Source organism: Vibrio porteresiae DSM 19223, assembly GCF_024347055.1.
Lineage (GTDB): Bacteria > Pseudomonadota > Gammaproteobacteria > Enterobacterales > Vibrionaceae > Vibrio > Vibrio porteresiae.
Genome location: NZ_AP024895.1, coordinates 388,858 through 409,273, shown reverse-complemented (window position 1 = coordinate 409,273; position 20,416 = coordinate 388,858). Strand labels below are relative to the sequence as shown.

Annotated in this window: 16 protein-coding genes and 1 riboswitch; of the genes, 7 read left to right on the top strand and 9 right to left on the bottom strand. The window is 43.3% G+C overall.

Translation table 11 applies throughout. From position 1 onward, the window contains the following. Positions 1–3 precede the first annotated feature (3 nt). From mshL to OCV11_RS01850, 7 genes are all read right to left on the bottom strand, one after another. The gene (gene mshL, locus OCV11_RS01880; protein WP_261894659.1) at positions 4–1,680 is read right to left on the bottom strand and encodes a pilus (MSHA type) biogenesis protein MshL; all 1,677 of its coding nucleotides are present in this window, start codon (positions 1,678–1,680) and stop codon (positions 4–6) included. Positions 1,681–1,694: 14 nt separating this feature from the next. Beyond that, positions 1,695–2,009, bottom strand: coding sequence for an MSHA biogenesis protein MshK (locus OCV11_RS01875; RefSeq protein ID WP_261894657.1), 315 nt, complete (start codon positions 2,007–2,009; stop codon positions 1,695–1,697). Beyond that, positions 2,002–2,649, bottom strand: a complete 648-nt coding sequence (gene pilO / locus OCV11_RS01870; RefSeq protein ID WP_261894656.1) for a type 4a pilus biogenesis protein PilO — start codon at positions 2,647–2,649, stop codon at positions 2,002–2,004. Before pilO ends, OCV11_RS01875 begins: the two co-directional genes overlap by 8 nt. Beyond that, on the bottom strand, positions 2,649–4,097 hold the full coding sequence (locus OCV11_RS01865; RefSeq protein WP_261894655.1) for a PilN domain-containing protein: 1,449 nt from the start codon (positions 4,095–4,097) through the stop codon (positions 2,649–2,651). Before OCV11_RS01865 ends, pilO begins: the two co-directional genes overlap by 1 nt. After that, a complete protein-coding gene (csrD, locus tag OCV11_RS01860) occupies positions 4,094–6,097 on the bottom strand; it encodes an RNase E specificity factor CsrD (protein WP_261894654.1) in 2,004 nt (667 codons plus the stop codon). The genes OCV11_RS01865 and csrD overlap by 4 nt, the downstream gene beginning before the upstream one ends. A gap of 187 nt (positions 6,098–6,284) precedes the next feature. Continuing rightward, a complete protein-coding gene (def, locus tag OCV11_RS01855; RefSeq protein ID WP_261894653.1) occupies positions 6,285–6,794 on the bottom strand; it encodes a peptide deformylase in 510 nt (169 codons plus the stop codon). A gap of 11 nt (positions 6,795–6,805) precedes the next feature. Beyond that, on the bottom strand, positions 6,806–8,014 hold the full coding sequence (locus OCV11_RS01850; protein WP_261894652.1) for a DUF2075 domain-containing protein: 1,209 nt from the start codon (positions 8,012–8,014) through the stop codon (positions 6,806–6,808). Positions 8,015–8,550: 536 nt separating this feature from the next. Between OCV11_RS01850 and OCV11_RS01845 the strand changes: the two genes are divergently transcribed. After that, the gene (locus tag OCV11_RS01845; RefSeq protein ID WP_261894650.1) at positions 8,551–9,030 is read left to right on the top strand and encodes a YbaK/EbsC family protein; all 480 of its coding nucleotides are present in this window, start codon (positions 8,551–8,553) and stop codon (positions 9,028–9,030) included. Between the two features lie 226 nt (positions 9,031–9,256). After that, entirely contained in the window at positions 9,257–10,012 is a 756-nt protein-coding gene (locus OCV11_RS01840) for a replication initiation protein (RefSeq protein WP_261894649.1), read from the top strand. A 67-nt stretch (positions 10,013–10,079) separates the two neighbouring features. On the opposite strand, the gene OCV11_RS01835 is transcribed toward OCV11_RS01840, so the two are convergent. After that, positions 10,080–10,619 carry a single-stranded DNA-binding protein gene (locus OCV11_RS01835; protein WP_261894647.1) on the bottom strand — a complete coding sequence of 180 codons (540 nt, stop codon included), beginning with the start codon at positions 10,617–10,619 and terminating at the stop codon, positions 10,080–10,082. 296 nt (positions 10,620–10,915) lie between these two features. On the opposite strand from OCV11_RS01835, the gene OCV11_RS01830 reads away from it, so the two are divergent. The 4 genes from OCV11_RS01830 to OCV11_RS01815 all read left to right on the top strand — a co-directional run bounded on the left by OCV11_RS01830 (position 10,916) and on the right by OCV11_RS01815 (position 17,352). Further along, complete coding sequence (locus OCV11_RS01830; protein WP_261894645.1) at positions 10,916–11,563, top strand: helix-turn-helix transcriptional regulator; 648 nt, start codon at positions 10,916–10,918, stop codon at positions 11,561–11,563. A 116-nt stretch (positions 11,564–11,679) separates the two neighbouring features. After that, complete coding sequence (gene galU, locus OCV11_RS01825; protein WP_261894643.1) at positions 11,680–12,549, top strand: UTP--glucose-1-phosphate uridylyltransferase GalU; 870 nt, start codon at positions 11,680–11,682, stop codon at positions 12,547–12,549. 137 nt (positions 12,550–12,686) lie between these two features. Next, positions 12,687–15,509 (top strand): excinuclease ABC subunit UvrA, encoded by a 2,823-nt coding sequence (gene uvrA, locus OCV11_RS01820; RefSeq protein ID WP_261894641.1) that lies wholly within the window; start codon positions 12,687–12,689, stop codon positions 15,507–15,509. A 67-nt stretch (positions 15,510–15,576) separates the two neighbouring features. After that, a complete protein-coding gene (locus tag OCV11_RS01815) occupies positions 15,577–17,352 on the top strand; it encodes a PglL family O-oligosaccharyltransferase (protein WP_261894640.1) in 1,776 nt (591 codons plus the stop codon). An 84-nt stretch (positions 17,353–17,436) separates the two neighbouring features. Here the strand turns inward: OCV11_RS01815 and OCV11_RS01810 are convergent, their stop codons facing one another. Next, the gene (locus OCV11_RS01810) at positions 17,437–18,564 is read right to left on the bottom strand and encodes a pyridoxal-phosphate-dependent aminotransferase family protein (RefSeq protein WP_261894638.1); all 1,128 of its coding nucleotides are present in this window, start codon (positions 18,562–18,564) and stop codon (positions 17,437–17,439) included. Positions 18,565–18,737: 173 nt separating this feature from the next. Next, positions 18,738–18,913, top strand: a riboswitch (Lysine riboswitch). 122 nt (positions 18,914–19,035) lie between these two features. Between OCV11_RS01810 and lysC the strand changes: the two genes are divergently transcribed. After that, entirely contained in the window at positions 19,036–20,385 is a 1,350-nt protein-coding gene (gene lysC / locus OCV11_RS01805; RefSeq protein WP_261894636.1) for a lysine-sensitive aspartokinase 3, read from the top strand. Positions 20,386–20,416: the final 31 nt, after the last annotated feature.

Below are 20,416 nucleotides of genomic sequence, written 5' to 3'. Positions count from 1 at the left end.
TCGTTACTTAGTATCTGGAATCCATTGCTGCAGTAGGTCTTGCGAACGCTCAAGCTCTTTTTGCCAAGTGTTGACGCCAACTACTGTCGGCTTGAGCAAAATCACCAATTCGGTTTTTTCTGTTGCATTCGACTTACTACGAAATAGATGTCCCAACCCCGGAATATCGCCTAACAAAGGCACTTTCGTCTGCTTCTTCGAGATACTGGTTTTCATCAAGCCGCCAATCACTACCACATCACCATCTTTAGCTCGAATCACTGAGTCCGACTCACGAATAGAGCTTTTAGCTAACGGCAGTTCAATCTCTTGGTCTTGATAGGTAATTGATTTGGAATCTTCTTCCACATCAATAACGGCAGGATGTACGTGCAACAGTACATTACCTTGGTCATCAATTTGCGGAGTCACATCTAAGGAAATACCAGAGAAAAATGGCGTCAATTCGATATCCGGTGCCGATTCTGCATTATCGCCAGAACCAACCGTACTGGTTAAATTAGTGACGTAATATTCATCAGTCCCCACTTTAATCACCGCTTTTTGGTTATTCGCCGCAGTGATTCGTGGGCTAGAAAGGACGTTAATATCCCCTTGAGTCGACATAAAACTGAGCACGCCAGAAAAACTACCATCGGAAATAGACAGGCTTGTTGTTCCACCTAACAAAGTGCCTATCGTATCCATCCCTGGTAATGACGTTGTGCCATCAACCCCAAAGGTGACCTTACTGTTACCTAAAGATAAATTTGACCAGTTAATCCCTTGTTGATAGCTATCGTTCAGTGTTACTTCGAGCACTTTAGCTTCTAAGATAACTTGGCGATGTAATCGCTGCTCAGAGATACCAAGGAAGCGACGAATTTCACGAATCTGTTCAGGGAAGGCACGCACAGTAATAACACCCGCTTGAGGTGATACAACCACACTTTGCCCACGACCGGAGCCCACTAACTGCGTAATGGCTTTTTGCAATTGATCCCAAAAGTCACTCTTACTGGTGGTTTCAATTTCTGTCCCACCGCTTAACGATGAGGTATTGGTTGAACCATCGGAGCTGTTATTGTTATCTCCAGAATCTGAGCTAAGTAGCGAGGCGATGGAATTCGAAGAAGATGAGGAAGAGGACGAGGAGTTCGAACTATTAGAACTATTGGTATTGCTAGTGATCGTCCCCGTATTAATCGCGGTTAGCGAACGACCAAGACGTTTGAACTGTAGATAATCAACGGGAATAGTGACGGTTCTCAACCCCGCTGGATAGACTTGAATAACTTGACCAGTTTTCTCAATTTCATACCCGTAGAGATCTCGCACAACATTGAGTACATCATCGAGGGTGACATCAGAAAGGTTAACCGTGATTTTGCCAGACACATCAGGATGAAGAGCTACGCTATAACCAGTCCCTCTCACCAAACTGGTAAAGAAAGCTCTAGCATCAACTCCATCGGTTTGAATCCGAAATCGCTTGAGCTGCTTTGGAGTATCGGAAGGCATTGAAATCCCAGAGTCTGGCATTAAGTCTGCCGCAACCGCATCGGGAATCGATGCTAAGCGCTTGGATTGGCTGTTTTCCACCGCTTCATTCAAAGCTTGCTTAACTTCGACAGGGTCACGATGGCCCATCGAACATCCAGCCAGCCCTAAAATCAAGGTTCCTAAATACCATCTACGCATACGATTCCAGACCCTTATTGCTTGATATCTTGTGAGTATAATTCAAGTGTCCATTCTTGCTTGCCGCGCGCTAACACCACTGTCGAGGTCGTGATGTTTTTAACTTGATAACCGTTAACCACATCACCACGACCTACGATTTCGCCATTGACGATGGCGCTGCACTCAGGGGAGCATATGATGCTGTTTAATGTAGGCAGCGATTGTTGTACTACTTTTTTTTCTTGGGAAGGATTCATCCAAGACAGAGGCTCGGTGGGATCCTGAGCCGCGATAACACGCCAAGAAACAAACAACAACAGACCCAAAAATCTGACATACCTACCCACCAATAAACTCCTCTCGTGAGCCAATCGTATAAACCACTAAAATCATGCGAGCTTGAGGATAAGTTTCAACACTGTACTTAAAGCTATGCCAGTAATATTTGATCGGCAAACTTTCTAGTGCCGAAAGATAATCACGAATAGCAAAATAGCTTCCGGTTAGCTCCATACGCACTGGGTGAATATAGTAAGCACCATCGACACCATCTTTACTCTTTCCCACCGGCTTTGCAGGAAGAGAGGTCAAACTAATGAGTTTTAACTTATTACCATTGCGTAATACGCTTTCTAATAGATTGGCCATTTCAGATGGGGAAACCATACCATCCATGACTTGAGACATGCTCATAGAAAGCTGCTGGCTCTGTACCTGTAAACTCGCAAACTGTTTGTCTACTTCAGCGTTTGGATCCGTCGACAACAGCGTTTTAAGTCGTGCAATTTCTGCCGTCACTTTTTGTGTTTCAGAGACAGTATTGAGCGCTTTTTTTTGTTGAACAGCCACTTGGGCTAACACAGGGTCTAAGACCCACATCTGCAATGCGAGAAACAAAATGACCAACCCACCAAGAGCGATGAGCATTTTTTCTCGATGTGAACGTTCTGCAAACAGTTGGCTCCAACGTAACCAGTGCGCTTTCATTATTTCGCCTCCTGCTTCGTTTTCAGCTCAAAAGTCACAACCCCTTTATCGTCACGTTCGATTTTTAGTTTTTCAAAGCTACGGCCGATCAGGTGCAGCTCTTGTTTAAACTGAGCAATCCAAGCAGGAACTGAAGCTGCATTACGAGCATATCCTTTGATATTCAGCTGGTTGTTATCGATCTCAATCTCAGACAGAGCAATATCCGTATTGGCTAACTTAGCCAATCCACTCATGATCCCGGAATAACCCGCCTGTTTTGATTGCTCAATACTATCAACCGCACCAATCGACGCATTTTTCGCATCAATTTCTTTTTTCAGTCGACTTATCGCCGCTAACTTATCCGGAGAAGGCTGATGATTTGCCGCTTGTTTCTTCAGCTCGTCGCGTTGAGCGACTAACATCGTTTGTTGTGATTGCAAAGTAAGTAAATACTTACTTTTCTGTGCTAATTCATACTGATAAAACGCGGTAATCAATAACATCACAACCAATATAGCTCCCCATACCGCAGCTACATTGGTTAAGGTGAAATGATCCACTTTGGGTTTAAGTTGTGATTGAAAGAAGTTAATCGCACCGCTTTGCACTTTATGGGCACTTCTTGCCAAAACCAAACCAGAAGAGTCATGCTCAGCATCGAGAACGGACGATTTCACACTTAAACGCTCATTCAGTGCTGCAACCACCTCTTCATTATTTTCTTCATCGCAGCACACTTTCAGCACATGCAGCGGCACGCCTTTCATCTGTGATGACAGATAGTCAACCGATCTCTGTAGCTCAAGCGCCAAGCCATCGAGTTGTAGTGGTGAACTTGAACTTCCCGTTAAAGGTGATACCACGCCACGTAGCGTGCGCTGGAAAGTACAACGCTGCTGATAAAATGCTTCGAGTTTAAAACTGCCTTCAGTGCTCTTTTGTAAAAGTAGAAAATGGCTAAGGTCTTGTACTGATTGAGCCCATACTTCTTGTTCAGGGACAACGCGGTGTAATTCACAATGCTGCTCATGAAGTTGATGATAAAGCTCTAGAATCAGCTTTTTATGGACGACGTAAGATTGCACCTTATTGCTGTTTGGCAGTTCATAGGCATCGGCAACCACATCGGTGACTTTTTCTCTAATTAAGTCTTTGAGTAAAAAAGGCAATGCAGCCTGCCATTCCGACTTGGGAATCGCAGGCTTATCAATTTGAAAGCTTTGATACTGATTAACATGGAGGATGACATCCACCAGCACATTCTTAATTCCAGCCATAGACAAGGCTGAAGCTAATGAAACAGCAAGACTTTTGTCACTTAATGGGTAACGTGACGGTAACTCCAAATGAGTGTCACTTGATGAAAAATAGATGGCATCAGGCTGAAATACAGCAAAAACAATCGATTGATTTTTCGATTTTTTAGCATTCAGTTTCGACATCAATTCATCAAGTTTTATCATTTAGTTCGCCATCGATTTCTTCTACCAGGTTTAATAACAGACTCAACCTTACGTTTTTTCAACTGAACATCAGGTTGTAGTGGACGTTCTTCATCGAATAGGCGCCCCTGTACACCATCAACACCAAGGGTTTTGAGCATCGCCCATTCTGACTCTTCTTCAACCCCTACTGCAATGACTTTCGTATCAGTACCGCTACATACACCGAGCATACTGCGCACAAACAGTTGATTTTCATGCCTTTGATCGATTCGTTTCACTAAGCTACGATGCAGTTTTAGTACATCAACCTTGATGTCTTTCAAGTAGTGGGTACTTACTATGGTACGTCCAGCTTGCCCTACGACAATTTTATAACCTAAAGCGGAAATCATCCGTAAAACAGGTCGCATGTAGTCCAGATGTTGTACTAAATGTCCTTCAGAAAAATCGAAAGAGAGTCTTTGACGCCACTCTTGAGGCATTTGCATTAGCTCAAAACGCAACCAACGAACAAAACGCTTATCCGCGAAAGGCACTACATTCATATTAATCGAATAGCACTCTTTCGATGAGCTAGAACGAAGAAAATCGATAACGCGATCAAATACGGATCGATCCATCAATGATTCGTAACCGACCATCTCTAGCGCCGCACTGAAACGTGATGCTTTGATAACTCCTTGTTGTGGGTCATCAATTCGAGCAAATATCTCTTGGTGAACTTTCACTAGCTGTTCGCTGCCAGTCAATAAATAACAAGGTTGCTGATACAAAAGAATATTTTGTGGTTTCAACGCTTCGTCAAACAACGTGCGCCAACGTACACTACCTCGCTCATCTTGTGGTTTCGCCAGCTTTTTAAACCGACTCCAAGCGTTCATTCCTTGTAGTTGAGCATTTTTCAGTGCCGTTTCTACTTCATTGATAATACGACCACGGCGTTCACCTTCGTTATACATAGTGACGCCAATATGGAACCAATTATCTTTATCAAGCGGTGATGGGGGCGCTAACCTCTCCGCCAATTTAAGGCATTGGGAAGCCGCATACGCGACATCTTTTGAAGATTGATGCGGTAAGAACACGGCAAAAATAGATTCGTAATAACGCGATAAGATCACATCTGGATAGCGAGAGGTGACATTGGATAAGCACTGACCAACGTTAATAATAAAATCGTCGACTAACTGCTTGTCATTCTCTTCTCGAGCCGACTCCAGTTCATCGATACGCAGCATGACCACGCCACCATGAGCGCCACTCTCTTGCAGCGCCGCTTCTAATTTATTATCGAAAAGCACACGGTTAGCGGCACCAGTCAATTGGTCTAAGAAAGTTTGGCTGCGAATAAACGTGTCAAAGCGGCTCCGCTCTTGACGAGCATCTTTGAGCTCTTCAATCAGTTTATCTAATGCTTCACTGGCGGTGTAAGGCCACTCTCGTTCGTCACCGACAGCAAAACGCTCCACTTGCCCTGCTAAGATCATTCGGCCACGTTCTTCAAGCAATTCAGATCCAAGCAATTGATTTCTAAGCCACTTCAATCCTTGTAGCAGGCCGATGACGATCAATACCACGGCGAAAGTGATCGACAACATAGCACCAAGCGAATAGCTATAACCGTTATAAGGAGGGATAACTTGAAATGAGACTTCGTACCCTTCATGGCGCTTTAACTTCAGGGTGGAGTCGTAGAGTCGATCCGGTGTGACTTTATTCGTCGTATCTCGAAAACGGTAAATCACGCCCGATTTGGACGATAACTGCATCTCGACAATATTGCTTGCCTGCAACATTTTCGGCATCCAGCGCTGCATAGAATAGATCGCATCAGGATCTTCCATCTCTTTATCGAGGACCTCAACGATCCCCTCTAAATAGTGGTTCATGTATTCCTGACCTAAACGCTGAAATGAGAGCACTCCGCCAACGAACAGAACGAACATAGCGCTGATCACGATTAACGTCACAAAAGCAACTAAGCGGGTGCTTAATTTAAGAGTTGGCGTATACCTCATGAAAATGGAATTCCTTTTCTGTTCTCTTACGAGGAATGAAAGTCGTTTAGTTGATGAATTTTAAAACAAACGGCTGTAGATAAGTATATAAAAAAACCGCTATTTTGGCGGCTTTTTTATTAATTTGAGGATCAACGCGCGTTAACAGCAGCAGAATTACATTTTATACGCATTCGTTACGCTGATTTTAAACACTATGCCGGTGCAGCTTGATCAATCCTTTTTTGACGCGCTGCTTTTTAAGCGATGAGAGATGATCAAGCAAAGAGTGACCACTCAAATGTTCGATCAAATGCTGCAAACAAACCGCTACAACACCTTTCGTCTGCCATTGCTGACTCTGTCCGTGAATATCTTGATATTGAACAGTGACCTCTTTAGATCGACTCACTGGCAGAGGATGCTGAGGAATTGAAGAGCACAGCTCCAAATGCTGAGTCATTTGCTCACTCGACCAAGTGATCACAGGGTTGACTAACGCCAATCGATGGTGGTTGGCATATTCATCATCGATAGCGATCACAATCACTTGCTGGGCAACTCCGAGCTGAATAGCCGCTAGCCCGGACTCCTTATACTGCTCAATACAGGAAAACATCTTATTGACGAGAGAGGCGAGATCATCATCAAAACATTCGACCAAAGCCGATGCTCCTTGCATTTTTGGATCATCGATCCACAAGATCGTTTCAGCCATGTGGTTACTCCTTATACCATCGCTTGCATCAATTTTTTCCGCAGAATAGGATCATGCGCGTAAATGTACAACCCGTTAATCGCTCGCGTCATCAAGACGTTAATGCTATTCCACATCAGATTTTGTTTTAGATGCTGAGCATTATCTTTCCCACCTAATCCGTTAAACGCCGCCTTATCTTCATACTTCTCTGGTTGTAACACGATACGCTGAGTGGCTTCATCCCAACTCACTGATGGTCCTAAGATCAAACCGACATAGTTAAGGTCAAAACCTTGGATGGTATAAACGGAGCCCACTTCTTCAATCGTATCTTCACGCTCCGCCCAAGGATCCTTGGCTTGTGGCTTAGCTCGATCCCAACGCAAACAGAAGCGTCCTTCAACAATGAAATAATCTTTACCATCGAGTCGATAAGGATAATCGTAGGTAGACAGCATTCTCGATAAACCACGGTATTGGTTATGCTCTTGAATATCTTCATACATTTTCTGAGCATCATCGTAAGGCATTAACTCAAACTGCGCTGAAGCTGACGGTATCGGTTGAAGATTTCCTTGGCAAAATTGGGTTATCCAATCAGCGTGTTCAAGAGCCACATTCATACGAAACTGACGCTTCAGGGTAAATGTCTCTACTGGATACGCTTGCAGTAAATGGTTCAACCTAGTGTTATCCCACAAACTTTTCGCTTTTAATACCTGCTTCTCATCAAACACAAGCACCACAAGTCGAGCCAGCTTCATTAACTCTTCTAAATGATTATCTTGAAAAAAATGGTTATAGCGGTCTGGCCCAGTCAGCAACAAGTGAGCTTCATCAACTAAGACTATATCCGCTACTTTTCCTGCTTTGTGATATTGATTGATGAAAGTCGTTGGACGTTCATAATCTTTCTTTTTTAATGTTGGGATTTTTTCTGCCGCATTTTTATACGCTTTAAGCATTTCTGGGTGATTAACCAGAAGCACATTATTTAACCCATATAATGGATGTTGTTTATCTGCTCTTGCATAATGCTGTAAATCCATAAACACTCGGTTAAGAAATACACTTTTCCCGGTTCCAGCATCACCATAAATAATAAAGCAGCCATGTTCCTCTGCTCTATTTAAACATAGAAATTCTTCTAATTTATTTTTCAGCTGCTGCTGTTCATCATGTAAGCACTTATCTGGAGAGAGTTTAAATATAGATCTATTTTGTTCTAAGAATGACATTTCAACCTCTACATCTCATATTGAAAAATATTAAATCCAAACAAACACAATATTTATCACCACTTTAGTGTTGCCAGATAAAAAATAATCAGTGAGAATAACTCAATAGCAAGAAGTTCAAAAGACAATTCAAAGCTATCTCGCTTACACAACTCCCCCTCCTTTCTACATTTTTGTTACATCGCCTCATTCCCAACGGTGTTAAATTTTGTGTTTATTTCGATATTTTTTGTGTGCGATAGCTTCATAACCACATGAAATACATTGATAAAAAATCAAAAAAACACACTTTCGTAACACGTAAAGATCTTGTTTAAAGTATGAACAGTTTTTATAATGAGCTCTGTTTTAAGGAGTAAGACCTTTTACGGATGAGAGAGTAAATATTAATTAATAATTATTTTAATGTCATAGATTTAAATTTAGACATTATTTAAAAGTAAATTAATCTTTTCTTTGGTTAAAAACAAAACCACACAGATATAATTTTTGTGTTTCTAACACATAATTATTAACTTATTACCAAAGGGTTATATATGCAGCAAACTATTCGCCATATTTTATCTGACAGTGGTGTCACTTACTCTATCGAAACGTATGAATATAACCCTCACGGTTCATCTATCGGTATTCAAGCGGCTCAGTCGATGGGGCAAGATGAAAATAGTGTCGCTAAAACTCTGATTATTGAAGTCGATAAAAAGTCGCCTGTTTGTATTGTTTTGCCTGTTCATAAAAAAGTGGATATGGACGCAGCCGCTGCTCTTTTGATGGGTAAAAAGGCGCGCATGATGAATGCAGACAAATCGACAAAGCTAACTGGTTTTGTCTCGGGTGGAACAAGCCCGCTCGGTGTATTCAATTTAATGCCTGTTTTTCTTGCTGAAGAATTGATGAAACTTGATGCTCTCTACGTTAATGCGGGCGATCGTGGTCTGGTTGTTAGACTCTCGCCAAGCGATCTTCTTAAGATCACTGGCGCTAAAGCCGCAGCAATTTCGCTAGAGCTCGAATAAGCACCTGAGTCACCGTTTTTTCTGGACAGATAACGCGTACAAGTTTCATTGAAACTAGATATACACTCGCTAACTGTTCATTTTTCAATGGTAGAAAAAGAGCACTTAATTCTCTATTTTATTAAGGGTAGTTAGTCTCTTTTAAACATCATTTAGATGTGGATTTCTTACATTAGAAGAGAAATCTTGGCCTTAGTGAACAGTCGATATGCGGCATGGTGAGACTATGACGATAAAAAAATCTCCATCAATCAATATTAATAAAATGCGTAATAAAGTTGTGGTGAAAAGCAACGACTTTATTCAGGCATCAGAATATAAAATTTCTTATAACCAGTACAAAGTCATTAAGTACTGCTTTGCCACGCTTGCAGACAAAGAGCAGCCATACGTCGACATCAATATCAAAGAATATTGCCAAGCGATTGGTCTGACGCTGCAATCGAACAACTTCTCTGGTATCAGAGAGGCACTAAGCACTATGGTAGGCGCACCATTCAGAGTTGAGAGCGAACAAATCAGTATCAATGAGGCGATCATTGATAGTGTTGATTTTCCCTCAAAAAATGAAGCTCGCATTCGAATTTCTGATTCTTACACGCCACTAGTGCATTATGTAGAGCCACCTTATACGCAGTACAAGTTTATCAATATTGCCTTTTTGACCAGCTACTACTCAATTCGTCTTTACGAAATGTGTAAATCTTGGCAGGTAAAAAAATCGTTCACGATTGAAGTCGATAAACTGCGTAAACAGTTTGGTGTGGAAGAGTCATTAAACTGCTGGCAGCACTTTAAAGAAAGAGCGCTGCTTAAGCCAATCCAAGAGATTAACCAGCTAACCGACATTAATGTCGAAATGTATTACATCAACCGGTTACGTACCGTAAACCAGATTGAGTTTCATATTTCCTCGAAGACCCGAGAAGAACGAGCCAAAGTGAAACAATACATTGAGAAATACATCGACAGTAAATACTAAATTGATGATAAAGAAAAAGCTCACACCTAGGTGTGAGCTTTTTTGATCTCTTCGTATCGAGCAATCTCTAGAACGGGATATCGTCGTCGAAATCCATTGGCGGCTCATTGTATTGAGGCGCTGGCTGAGATTGTTGTGCAGGTGCAGATTGGTACTGTGGCTGATGCTGCATTGCAGGTTGTTGAGGTTGTCCCCATCCACCTTGCTGTTGTGGTTGTTGCTGTTGCATACCACCAGCTGGAGCACCACCGCCTTGACGGCCACCTAGCATTTGCATAATGCCGTTATAACCTTGAACTACGACTTCTGTTGTGTAGCGATCTTGACCGCTTTGGTCTTGCCACTTACGCGTCTGTAGTTGACCTTCGATATAAACTTGAGAGCCTTTACGTAGGTACTCACCTGCTACTTCAGCCAGTTTTCCGTACAATGCAACACGATGCCACTCAGTTCTCTCACGTTGTTCACCCGTTGCTTTATCACGCCAAGTTTCTGACGTTGCTATAGTGATGTTTGCAACTGCACCACCATTTGGCATGTAACGAACCTCAGGATCATTACCCAGGTTGCCAATTAAAATTACTTTGTTCACACCACGGCTTGCCATGTTCTGCTCCGTCTATCACAGTGAGTGTTTCTAAAATTAGTCAGCAAGGATAACACGCTTTATCCTTCTCACCAATCTTCCCTTATCGCCAAATTCCTTATTGGTACTGTGCTCATAATTAAAGTGCATGTCTTCCATTTTGATTTTGCGGTCTGTCTCTGATTTTTGTTTTGCCCTTTACTCAACCTTAGACAAAAGCTAAGAAGTTGGACGCAATTTTCTCTATTCTGCCTCGTCAAGTCTCATCATCACTAGGTAAAACAAGCCTTCCTCTAGTCAATGCGAAGTGCAATATTATGGTCAAAAATCAATATGCCAGAACCTTGTATCTGATGACGCTTGATACACAAAGCGTTAGCCCAAATATGCTTGAAACTCTACAGCTGCTCAGTGTTAGTGTCCCGATTGTCACACCTGAAGAGATCAAAACTCACTATCAAGAATACAAGCACAAAATTTTGCTGTTGGATTACAGTGAGCATCACTCTTTACGCAAAGGGCTTGCTCCTATCCACATGACTGAACAGCGCTTTGAAGTGGTGTTATTCAACGTACCCAAACGGCTAACAACAGATGAATTACTCACTTTTGGACGTTTACGCGGTCTCTTTTATAGTGGCACATCCCCAGCTGAAATCGCGGTCAGTCTAGCCGATATCATCAACGGTCGAATCCGTTTTCCTGAACACGTCTATGAGCAGTTGATCAATTATTGGCAATCAAAGTTAACGAGCGAAACTTCCCATTCTTTCCCCATGCTAAGCCAACGCGAAACCGAGATATTGCGTTATCTCTGCTCAGCAAGTTCCAATACTGAGCTTGCAGATACACTCTTCATCAGTGAATTAACCGTAAAATCACATCTCTACAATATTTATAAAAAACTTAACGTGAAAAATAGAATCGAAGCAATACAATGGGCAAAGCAAACACTGAGGTTATAGTGCGTTTTGCAGCACATTTTTATCTTAAGATCCGGCAAATCTGCTGATACAGAACGTGCGCCCGTGGTAAAGTGCCCATAAGCATTCGAACTTTCGATTTTAAATAGGTCATTGTTATGATTAAAAAGTGCCTTTTCCCTGCCGCTGGCTACGGCACGCGTTTTTTGCCAGCAACCAAATCCATGCCTAAAGAAATGATGCCTGTCGTTAACAAACCTCTTATTGAATACGGCGTTGAAGAGGCTATCCAAGCGGGTATGAACGGCATGTGTATCGTGACCGGCCGTGGTAAGCACTCAATCATGGATCATTTCGATATGAACTATGAACTGGAACATCAAATCAACGGCACCAACAAAGAAGAGCTGCTAGGCGATATTCGCAGCATTATGGACAGTGCAACCTTCACTTTTATTCGCCAACGTGAGATGAAAGGTCTAGGTCATGCGATTCTCACCGGTCGTGAGTTAGTCGGTGATGAAGCGTTTGCAGTAGTACTAGCCGATGACTTATGCGTGAACCAAGATAAAGGCGTGCTAGCTCAAATGGTTGCGCTTTATAATCAGTTCCGCTGTTCCATTGTCGCTGTACAAGAAGTTCCAGCAGATGAAACACACAAATACGGTGTGATTTCTGGTGAAATGATCAAAGACGATATTTATCGTGTCGATGACATGGTAGAGAAACCAGAACCAGGCAAAGCGCCTAGTAACCTTGCAATCATCGGTCGCTATATCTTAACTCCAGATATCTTCGAATTAATCGAAAAAACAGAACCGGGTAAGGGCGGAGAAATCCAAATTACTGATGCTCTGCTGAAGCAAGCAAAATCGGGCTGTGTACTGGCATACAAATTCAAAGGCCACCGTTTTGACTGCGGTAGTGTTGAAGGTTATATCGAAGCAACCAACTACTGCTACGAAAACCTCTACAAGAAAAATGAGAAAAAAGTAGCTCTAGATAAGCATTCCACCAAAAAAGGTTAATGCGTATTTTGCTTTAAACACCAAATCGAACAGTTAGGAATGAAGGTTTCTAACTGTTTTTTTATCCAGTGCTTCTTTGCACAATTCTCACTCTATGTAATACTTGTTCATCTCGGTATTTTAAGTAGAGCTGACAGATGGATAAAATCGAAGTACGAGGCGCTCGCACCCATAACCTCAAAAATATCAATATCACAATTCCACGAGATAAGTTGGTTGTGATCACCGGACTTTCAGGCTCAGGAAAGTCTTCTCTTGCATTCGATACTCTCTACGCTGAAGGTCAGCGTCGTTATGTAGAATCACTCTCTGCCTATGCACGTCAGTTTTTATCTTTAATGGAAAAGCCGGATGTTGACCACATTGAAGGGTTATCTCCTGCAATCTCTATTGAACAGAAATCAACATCGCATAACCCTCGCTCTACTGTAGGTACTATCACCGAAGTTTACGACTATCTGCGTTTGCTTTACGCTCGCATCGGCGAACCTCGCTGTCCAGAACATGGCGTGCCTCTGAGCGCTCAGACCGTCAGCCAAATGGTTGACCAAGTTTTGGCACTTCCTGAAGGGTCGAAAATGATGCTCCTTGCGCCAATTATCAAGGAGCGTAAAGGTGAACACGTTAAAACGTTGCAAAACCTAGCTGCACAAGGTTTCATCCGCGCTCGTATTGATGGTGAAACCTGCGATCTATCCGATCCACCAGCGCTAGAACTGCAAAAGAAACACACCATTGAGGTGGTGGTCGACCGTTTTAAAGTACGTGCCGATCTACAACAACGTCTTGCTGAATCATTTGAAACCGCACTCGAACTGTCTGGTGGTGTGGTTGTGGTAGCACCAATGGAAGGCGATGGTGAAGAACACGTCTTTTCCGCTAACTTTGCTTGCCCACACTGTGGCTACAGCATGCGTGAACTTGAACCTCGCCTGTTCTCGTTTAACAACCCAGCCGGAGCTTGCCCTACCTGTGACGGCCTAGGTGTTCAACAATATTTTGATGCAGAACGCGTTATTCAAAACCCGCATCTTAGTCTTGCCGATGGTGCCATCATTGGCTGGGACAAACGTAATTTTTATTATTTCCAGATTCTGATTTCGCTGTCCGAACACTATAAATTTAAACTCACAACGCCTTTTGATGAACTACCAAAGAAAATTCAAGAAGTGATTTTACATGGATCAGGTAGTACAGAGATCGAGTTTAAGTATGTGAACGATCGGGGGGATATTCGTATTAAACGCCATCCATTCGAAGGCATTCTTAATACGTTAGAACGTCGCTATCGCGAAACAGAATCCAGCTCAGTTCGAGAAGAACTGAGTAAGTACATTTCTAACAAACCTTGCGCTAGCTGTCATGGCACCCGCTTACGTGAAGAAGCTCGCAACGTCTTCATTAATGATACCGCGTTACCAGAAATCGTTGAGTTGAGCATTTCTGATGCTCTGACCTTTTTTGACACCTTAGAGCTAAAAGGTCAAAAAGCGCAAATCGCTGAGAAAGTGATGAAAGAGATCAAAGATCGCTTACACTTTTTGGTCAATGTGGGTTTGAACTACCTCAATCTCTCTCGCAGCGCTGATACATTGTCTGGTGGCGAAGCGCAGCGCATTCGCTTAGCGAGTCAAATAGGTGCAGGTTTAGTCGGCGTCATGTATGTACTAGATGAGCCCTCTATCGGTTTGCACCAACGCGATAATGAAAGACTATTAAAGACCTTGATTCATTTACGTGATTTAGGAAACACCGTCTTAGTCGTTGAGCATGATGAAGATGCTATTCGCATGGCGGATTACGTAATTGATATTGGTCCAGGAGCAGGTGTTCATGGTGGTCAGGTGGTTGCAGAAGGCAAGGTAGAAGAGATCATTGCCAATCCAAACTCTTTGACAGGTCAATACCTTAGTGGTGCGAAGTCGATTGCTGTACCAAAGCAGCGTGTCGCAAGAAATCCCAAGAAAGTCGTTGAAGTGTTAGGCGCAACAGGGAACAACCTAAAAAATGTCGATTTATCGATTCCAGTAGGCCTGTTTACTTGTGTCACTGGGGTTTCTGGCTCTGGTAAATCCACTCTAATCAACGATACTTTCTTTAAAATTGCTCATACCGCGCTGAATGGGGCAACGACATCAACACCCGCTCCTTACAAAGCAGTCAAAGGACTTGAGCACTTCGATAAAGTGATAGATATCGACCAAAGCCCTATCGGACGTACACCACGTTCTAACCCTGCAACCTACACTGGAATTTTCACCCCAATCCGTGAGCTATTTGCGGGGACGCAAGAATCTCGCTCTCGTGGTTACAAACCGGGACGATTTAGTTTTAACGTGCGCGGAGGTCGCTGTGAAGCTTGCCAAGGCGATGGCGTAATCAAGGTGGAAATGCATTTCCTACCCGACGTGTATGTTCCGTGTGATGTATGTAAAGGGAAACGCTATAACCGCGAGACCTTAGAAGTTCGATATAAAGGCAAGACCATTCACGAAGTTCTTGAGATGACCATTGAAGAATCTCGCGAATTTTTTGAACCAGTTCCGGCTATCGCACGTAAATTGCAAACTCTAATGGATGTTGGTTTATCCTATATACGTTTAGGTCAGGCAGCGACTACACTTTCTGGCGGTGAAGCTCAACGAGTTAAATTGGCACGCGAGTTATCCAAACGCGATACAGGTAAAACGCTTTATATTTTGGATGAACCAACGACAGGTTTACACTTCCACGATATACAACAATTACTTACCGTGCTTCATCAGCTTCGAGATAAAGGCAATACCATAGTTGTCATTGAGCATAACTTGGATGTGATTAAGACTGCAGACTGGATTGTCGACCTCGGACCTGAAGGTGGCCAAGGTGGCGGTGAGATCATCGCTCAGGGCACTCCAGAAGATATAGTGAGTGTGGAAAGTTCGCATACCGCTCGATTTCTTAAACCTATGTTGAAATAGGTAAAAAAGGTAAAGTATCGAAACCAGCATTCACGCTGGTTTCTTTTTATAAGTCGATGAGAACATTATGGCGATATTACTCTTAAGCGGCACAAAATTGGAACCGCAAGCTCCGGTGGTTCCGCTCAATAAAGCCTTCATTTATGCAATCGCTTTAATCTACATTTATGCGATGCATTTTTTCATGTCGAACCCTGGTGGTTCAGGTTTGTCATTGTCCTTTAACGACACCACTTGGATAGCTGTGAGCATTGCCTCTGGAATTGGCTTATATCAGTTAGGTAACAATCTAAAGTTACGCTATTCAAAATTGACGATTGGTCTTTTCATCGCTTGTGTTCTGATGACCATTCCGGTGTTGTATAGCAATGCCTCTTCAGCTGAAAGCTCTTTACGACTAGTCGGTCTGTGGAGCGGCTGGGGCTTCTTCCTCTTGTTACAACAATTTCGATTCAGCAACAAAGAACGCCAACGTCTACTATGGCTGATCATCATTGCGACGCTAATGGAAGCCATCTTTGGGTTGTATCAATATTTTGGAGCACCAGAGCGTACGGATGGCACATTAAGATTTTTGCGCCCTTACGGTATTTTTCAACAACCTAACGTCATGGCAAGCTTCATGGCAACGGGCTTTGTACTTGCTGGATATATGCTGGCGCGCCAACCACAAAAGTACAATCGTAGAATCGTAGAAATATCATTACTCTATATCACACTCTTTGTGTCGACTTTACTCTTGGTGGTATTGGCCTCACGTACTGGGTGGCTAGCCTTATTGCTGACAACATTACTGCTCATACCTTATCAGTATAAGTATGCACCACGCCGTCGTCTCGTTGCTTGGCTCGCCATTATTGTGTTGGGTATCACGTCGGGATTGTCTGCCGTACATATTCAGGGAAATGCGGGATTTGTTATCAATAAGGCCGACCTACAAAGCCCCCGTCGATACACGTTTCCACAAACACTGGACATGGTGATAGAAAAACCATTTACCGGTTATGGCTACGGTAAATTTGAATCCGAATACTTGTTATACACTGCAAGGCAGCATCAGTTAAATCCGACTTATCACGCTGGTTTGCCTTCAATGGACCACCCCCATAATGAGTTACTTTATTGGGCAGTCGAAGGTGGCTTACTGCCGATTGTCGGTATTTTTATCGCGGTAGGATTTGTATTCATTCGGTTATACCACACCAAAAAAGATACTCGTCTTGCTCTCTTTGCCCTGTTGGTTCCAATAAGCCTGCACACCCAGCTCGAGTATCCTTTTTATCATTCGACAGCGCATTGGATTACATTTTTGATCTTGCTCTATTGGATTGATCAGCGCTCGGCCAAATACCGTTACTGGGCATTCCACCATTGGATTAAAGCAGGTTTAAGAATTCTTTCGTTACTTGTACCATTGCTCACCACCGCGTTTATGGTAACGGCTCTGCAAACCAACTATGTTTTGATTCGTTTTGAGCGTTTAGCTCCCCATGACCCAGCCTTGCTAAACAAGGTAACCAACTTATATGTCTGGCAAGATCGTTACGATTGGGATGTGTACAGCACCTATCTAGAGATGGGATTACAACAACATGAAGCGAAGTATATTCAGCCTTTTATTGATTGGTCACTTGGCATCATCAAACGTAAACCAAGGCCTGAATTCTACAAGAACTTGATTATTGCGTATCAGAGCATCGGCGAAGCAAGCCGAGCAGAACAGATTCGCGCTGAAGCCAAATTTTTATTCCCAGAAGTTGAATTTGACTCAGTGCAGTATGTTGACCCAGTGTCGATATCAGCAGCGTCTGGGGCATCTTCAGCAATACCAGAGGGACACTAACACATCATCGGTTTCTTCTCTCTGATTCAAATAAGGCCTGAGATTTCAGGCCTTATTACTCTACGAAACTTAGCAATGAGAAACTTAGCTACCCGTACTCAATGACGCTTTTAATGCACTGAGGCATAAGGCGACATTCTCTTCACGCGCACCATACCCCATCAAACCAATACGCCACGCTTTACCCGCCAGAGCACCAAGCCCTGCGCCTATTTCGAGATTGTAGGTATTGAGTAAATGTTGTCTAACTGCGCCATCGTTCACTCCATGTGGAAAATAAACGGCATTGAGTTGTGGTAACCGGTAGGGAGTATCCACGACAAATTCAAATCCCATCTCTTCCAATCCCACTCTTAGCTTTTGGTGCATTGTTTGATGACGAGCCCAAGCATTCTCCAATCCTTCTTGTTGTAACAAGAGTAAGGCTTCATGCAACGCATAGAGACTGTTCACTGGCGCGGTATGATGATAGCTGCGTCGCCCTTCACCACTCCAATAAGCTAGCACTAGGGTTTGATCTAAGAACCAACTCTGTACTGGCGTCTTTCGTGATTTTATTTTGTCTATCGCGGCTGGTGAAAAGGTCAACGGCGACAAGCCTGGGACACAAGATAGGCATTTTTGACTACCAGAATAAACCGCATCGAGCTGCCATTCATCCACCAGCAGCGGCACCCCGCCTAACGAGGTTACTGTATCGACAATACTCAACATCCCGAAACGTTTTGCTAGAGCACCTAAAGCCTTAGCGTCACTTAACGCGCCGGTAGACGTCTCGGCATGTACAAACGCCAATACTTTTGCATCAGGATGGTCTTTAAGGGTTTGTTCTACTTTATCAACAGAAACAGGAGCGCCCCATTCATCATCGACAACAACGACTTGCGCACCACAGCGAATCGCATTTTCGCGCATTCGCTCGCCAAAGACACCGTTACGACACACGATAACTTTGTCACCTGGCTCAACCAAATTAACAAAGCATGCCTCCATCCCCGCACTACCAGGCGCGGAGACGGCAATCGTAAAACTGTTTTTGGTTTGAAACGCATATTGCAGTAGCGATTTCACTTCATCCATCATGCCGATAAAAAGAGGATCCAAATGACCGACCGTTGGACGACTAAGTGCTTGTAATACTTGAGGTGATATATCTGATGGGCCAGGTCCCATCAAAATTCTTCTTGGTGGTAAAAAATGAGTAATAGCCATGATGCCTCCTTGCTAACAAATTTATTGCTAAGCTTAGCGTAGATGGAAAAGCGCTCAACGCTACCTGTGATTACGAAGAAGAGCCGATTCATCATAAAAATAACCGTTAACAGGCATAATCATGCAATTTACGATTGACATTAATCACACAAACACGTTCAATGAACAAGCTATCAAGCAGAAGAGGAGCACTACCCAGGTAGGTGTTTTGTGGAACCACAATTCCAACACAAAACATTGAGGGGGAGTAGTGCCGAGATAGGTCATAATGTGGTAGTGACCTGTCGGGTGAATGGGCTGAATCCCTTCAACTGTCATCAGCTCAGTCTGATGAAGAGCTTCTGAGGTCTCCTTAACCTTTCTTAAGTAACACCTCTTTTTTTGCTCTACGTCTCTCTCTTCACATTATTAGGACATAAGGTTGTTCTTACAGCCCAATTTTTATTTTAGGACGTATCGGGAGAATACATTGTGAGCGCATTTAATGTAGCGAAATTTGGCGGAACTAGCGTAGCAGACTTTGTAGCAATGAGTCGCTGTGCAGCGATTATCGAAAACAATCAAGAAACTAAACTGGTTGTGAGTAGCGCCTGTTCAGGTGTGACCAATTTACTGGTTGAACTGGCCAACGGTGTGGCTGATGCCGACGACCGTGCCGCGCTCATTAAACAAATCGCAGATATACACCATGCGATCATCGACCAACTGAGTGACCCAACTAAAGTTGAAAAACAAGTTCATGCTATTTTGGATATCATCACTAGCGCCTCTGAGGCAGCATCTTACCAATCTAGCCATAAACTGACCGATCATCTTGTGGCATGCGGCGAATTGATGTCGACCTACATCCTGACCCAAGTGATGGTTGAACGCGGTATTAATGCTGTCCGTTTTGATATTCGCGAAGTACTGCGTACCGATGACAACTTTGGTAAAGCAGAACCTCAGCTCGATGAAATTGGCTCCCTAGCCAAAGAGCTTCTTGTCCCTCTTTGTCAAAACCATGTTGTGGTAACTCAAGGCTTTATCGGATCAGATGAAGATGGCAACACGACCACATTAGGCCGAGGCGGCAGTGACTATTCAGCAGCTTTAATTGCAGAAGCAGTTCAAGCATCCGGTCTAGAGATCTGGACGGATGTCCCTGGAATTTACAGCACCGACCCACGTATTGCGCCTAATGCCCAACCTATTCCAGAAATCAGCTTTAACGAAGCATCAGAAATGGCTAACTTTGGGGCGAAGATTCTTCACCCATCGACTTTGCTACCTGCACTTCGCGATGGCATTCCAGTTTTCGTTGGCTCGTCAAAAGAACCAGAACGAGGCGGCACTTGGATTCGCCAAGAAGTAGAAAGCGCACCACCATTTCGTGCATTAGCACTGCGTAATAACCAGACTATGGTTACGCTGCATAGTGCGAAGATGTTCCAAGCTTACGGTTTCTTATCCAAAGTATTTGAAATACTGGCTAAACATAAAATTTCTGTCGACCTGATTACCACCTCAGAAATCAGTGTATCGCTAACTCTGGATAAGACTGACACCTCTGGCGGCGCTCCAGAGCTACCTCAAGCAGTTAAAGATGAATTACAAGATTTGTGTACGGTAAAAGTAGAACACAACCTGAGCTTAGTCGCATTAATCGGTAACCAAATGGAAAACCGTGGTTATGCGAAGAAAGTATTTGGTGTACTTGATGATTTCAACTTACGCATGATTTGCTATGGCGCAAGTGATCATAACCTCTGTTTCTTAGTTGACTCATCGTCAGCTAAAGAAGTGATTCAGCACCTTCACGGTGAACTGTTCGAAAAATAATAAAAAGCCAACTGGCGAACGAGAAGTAACA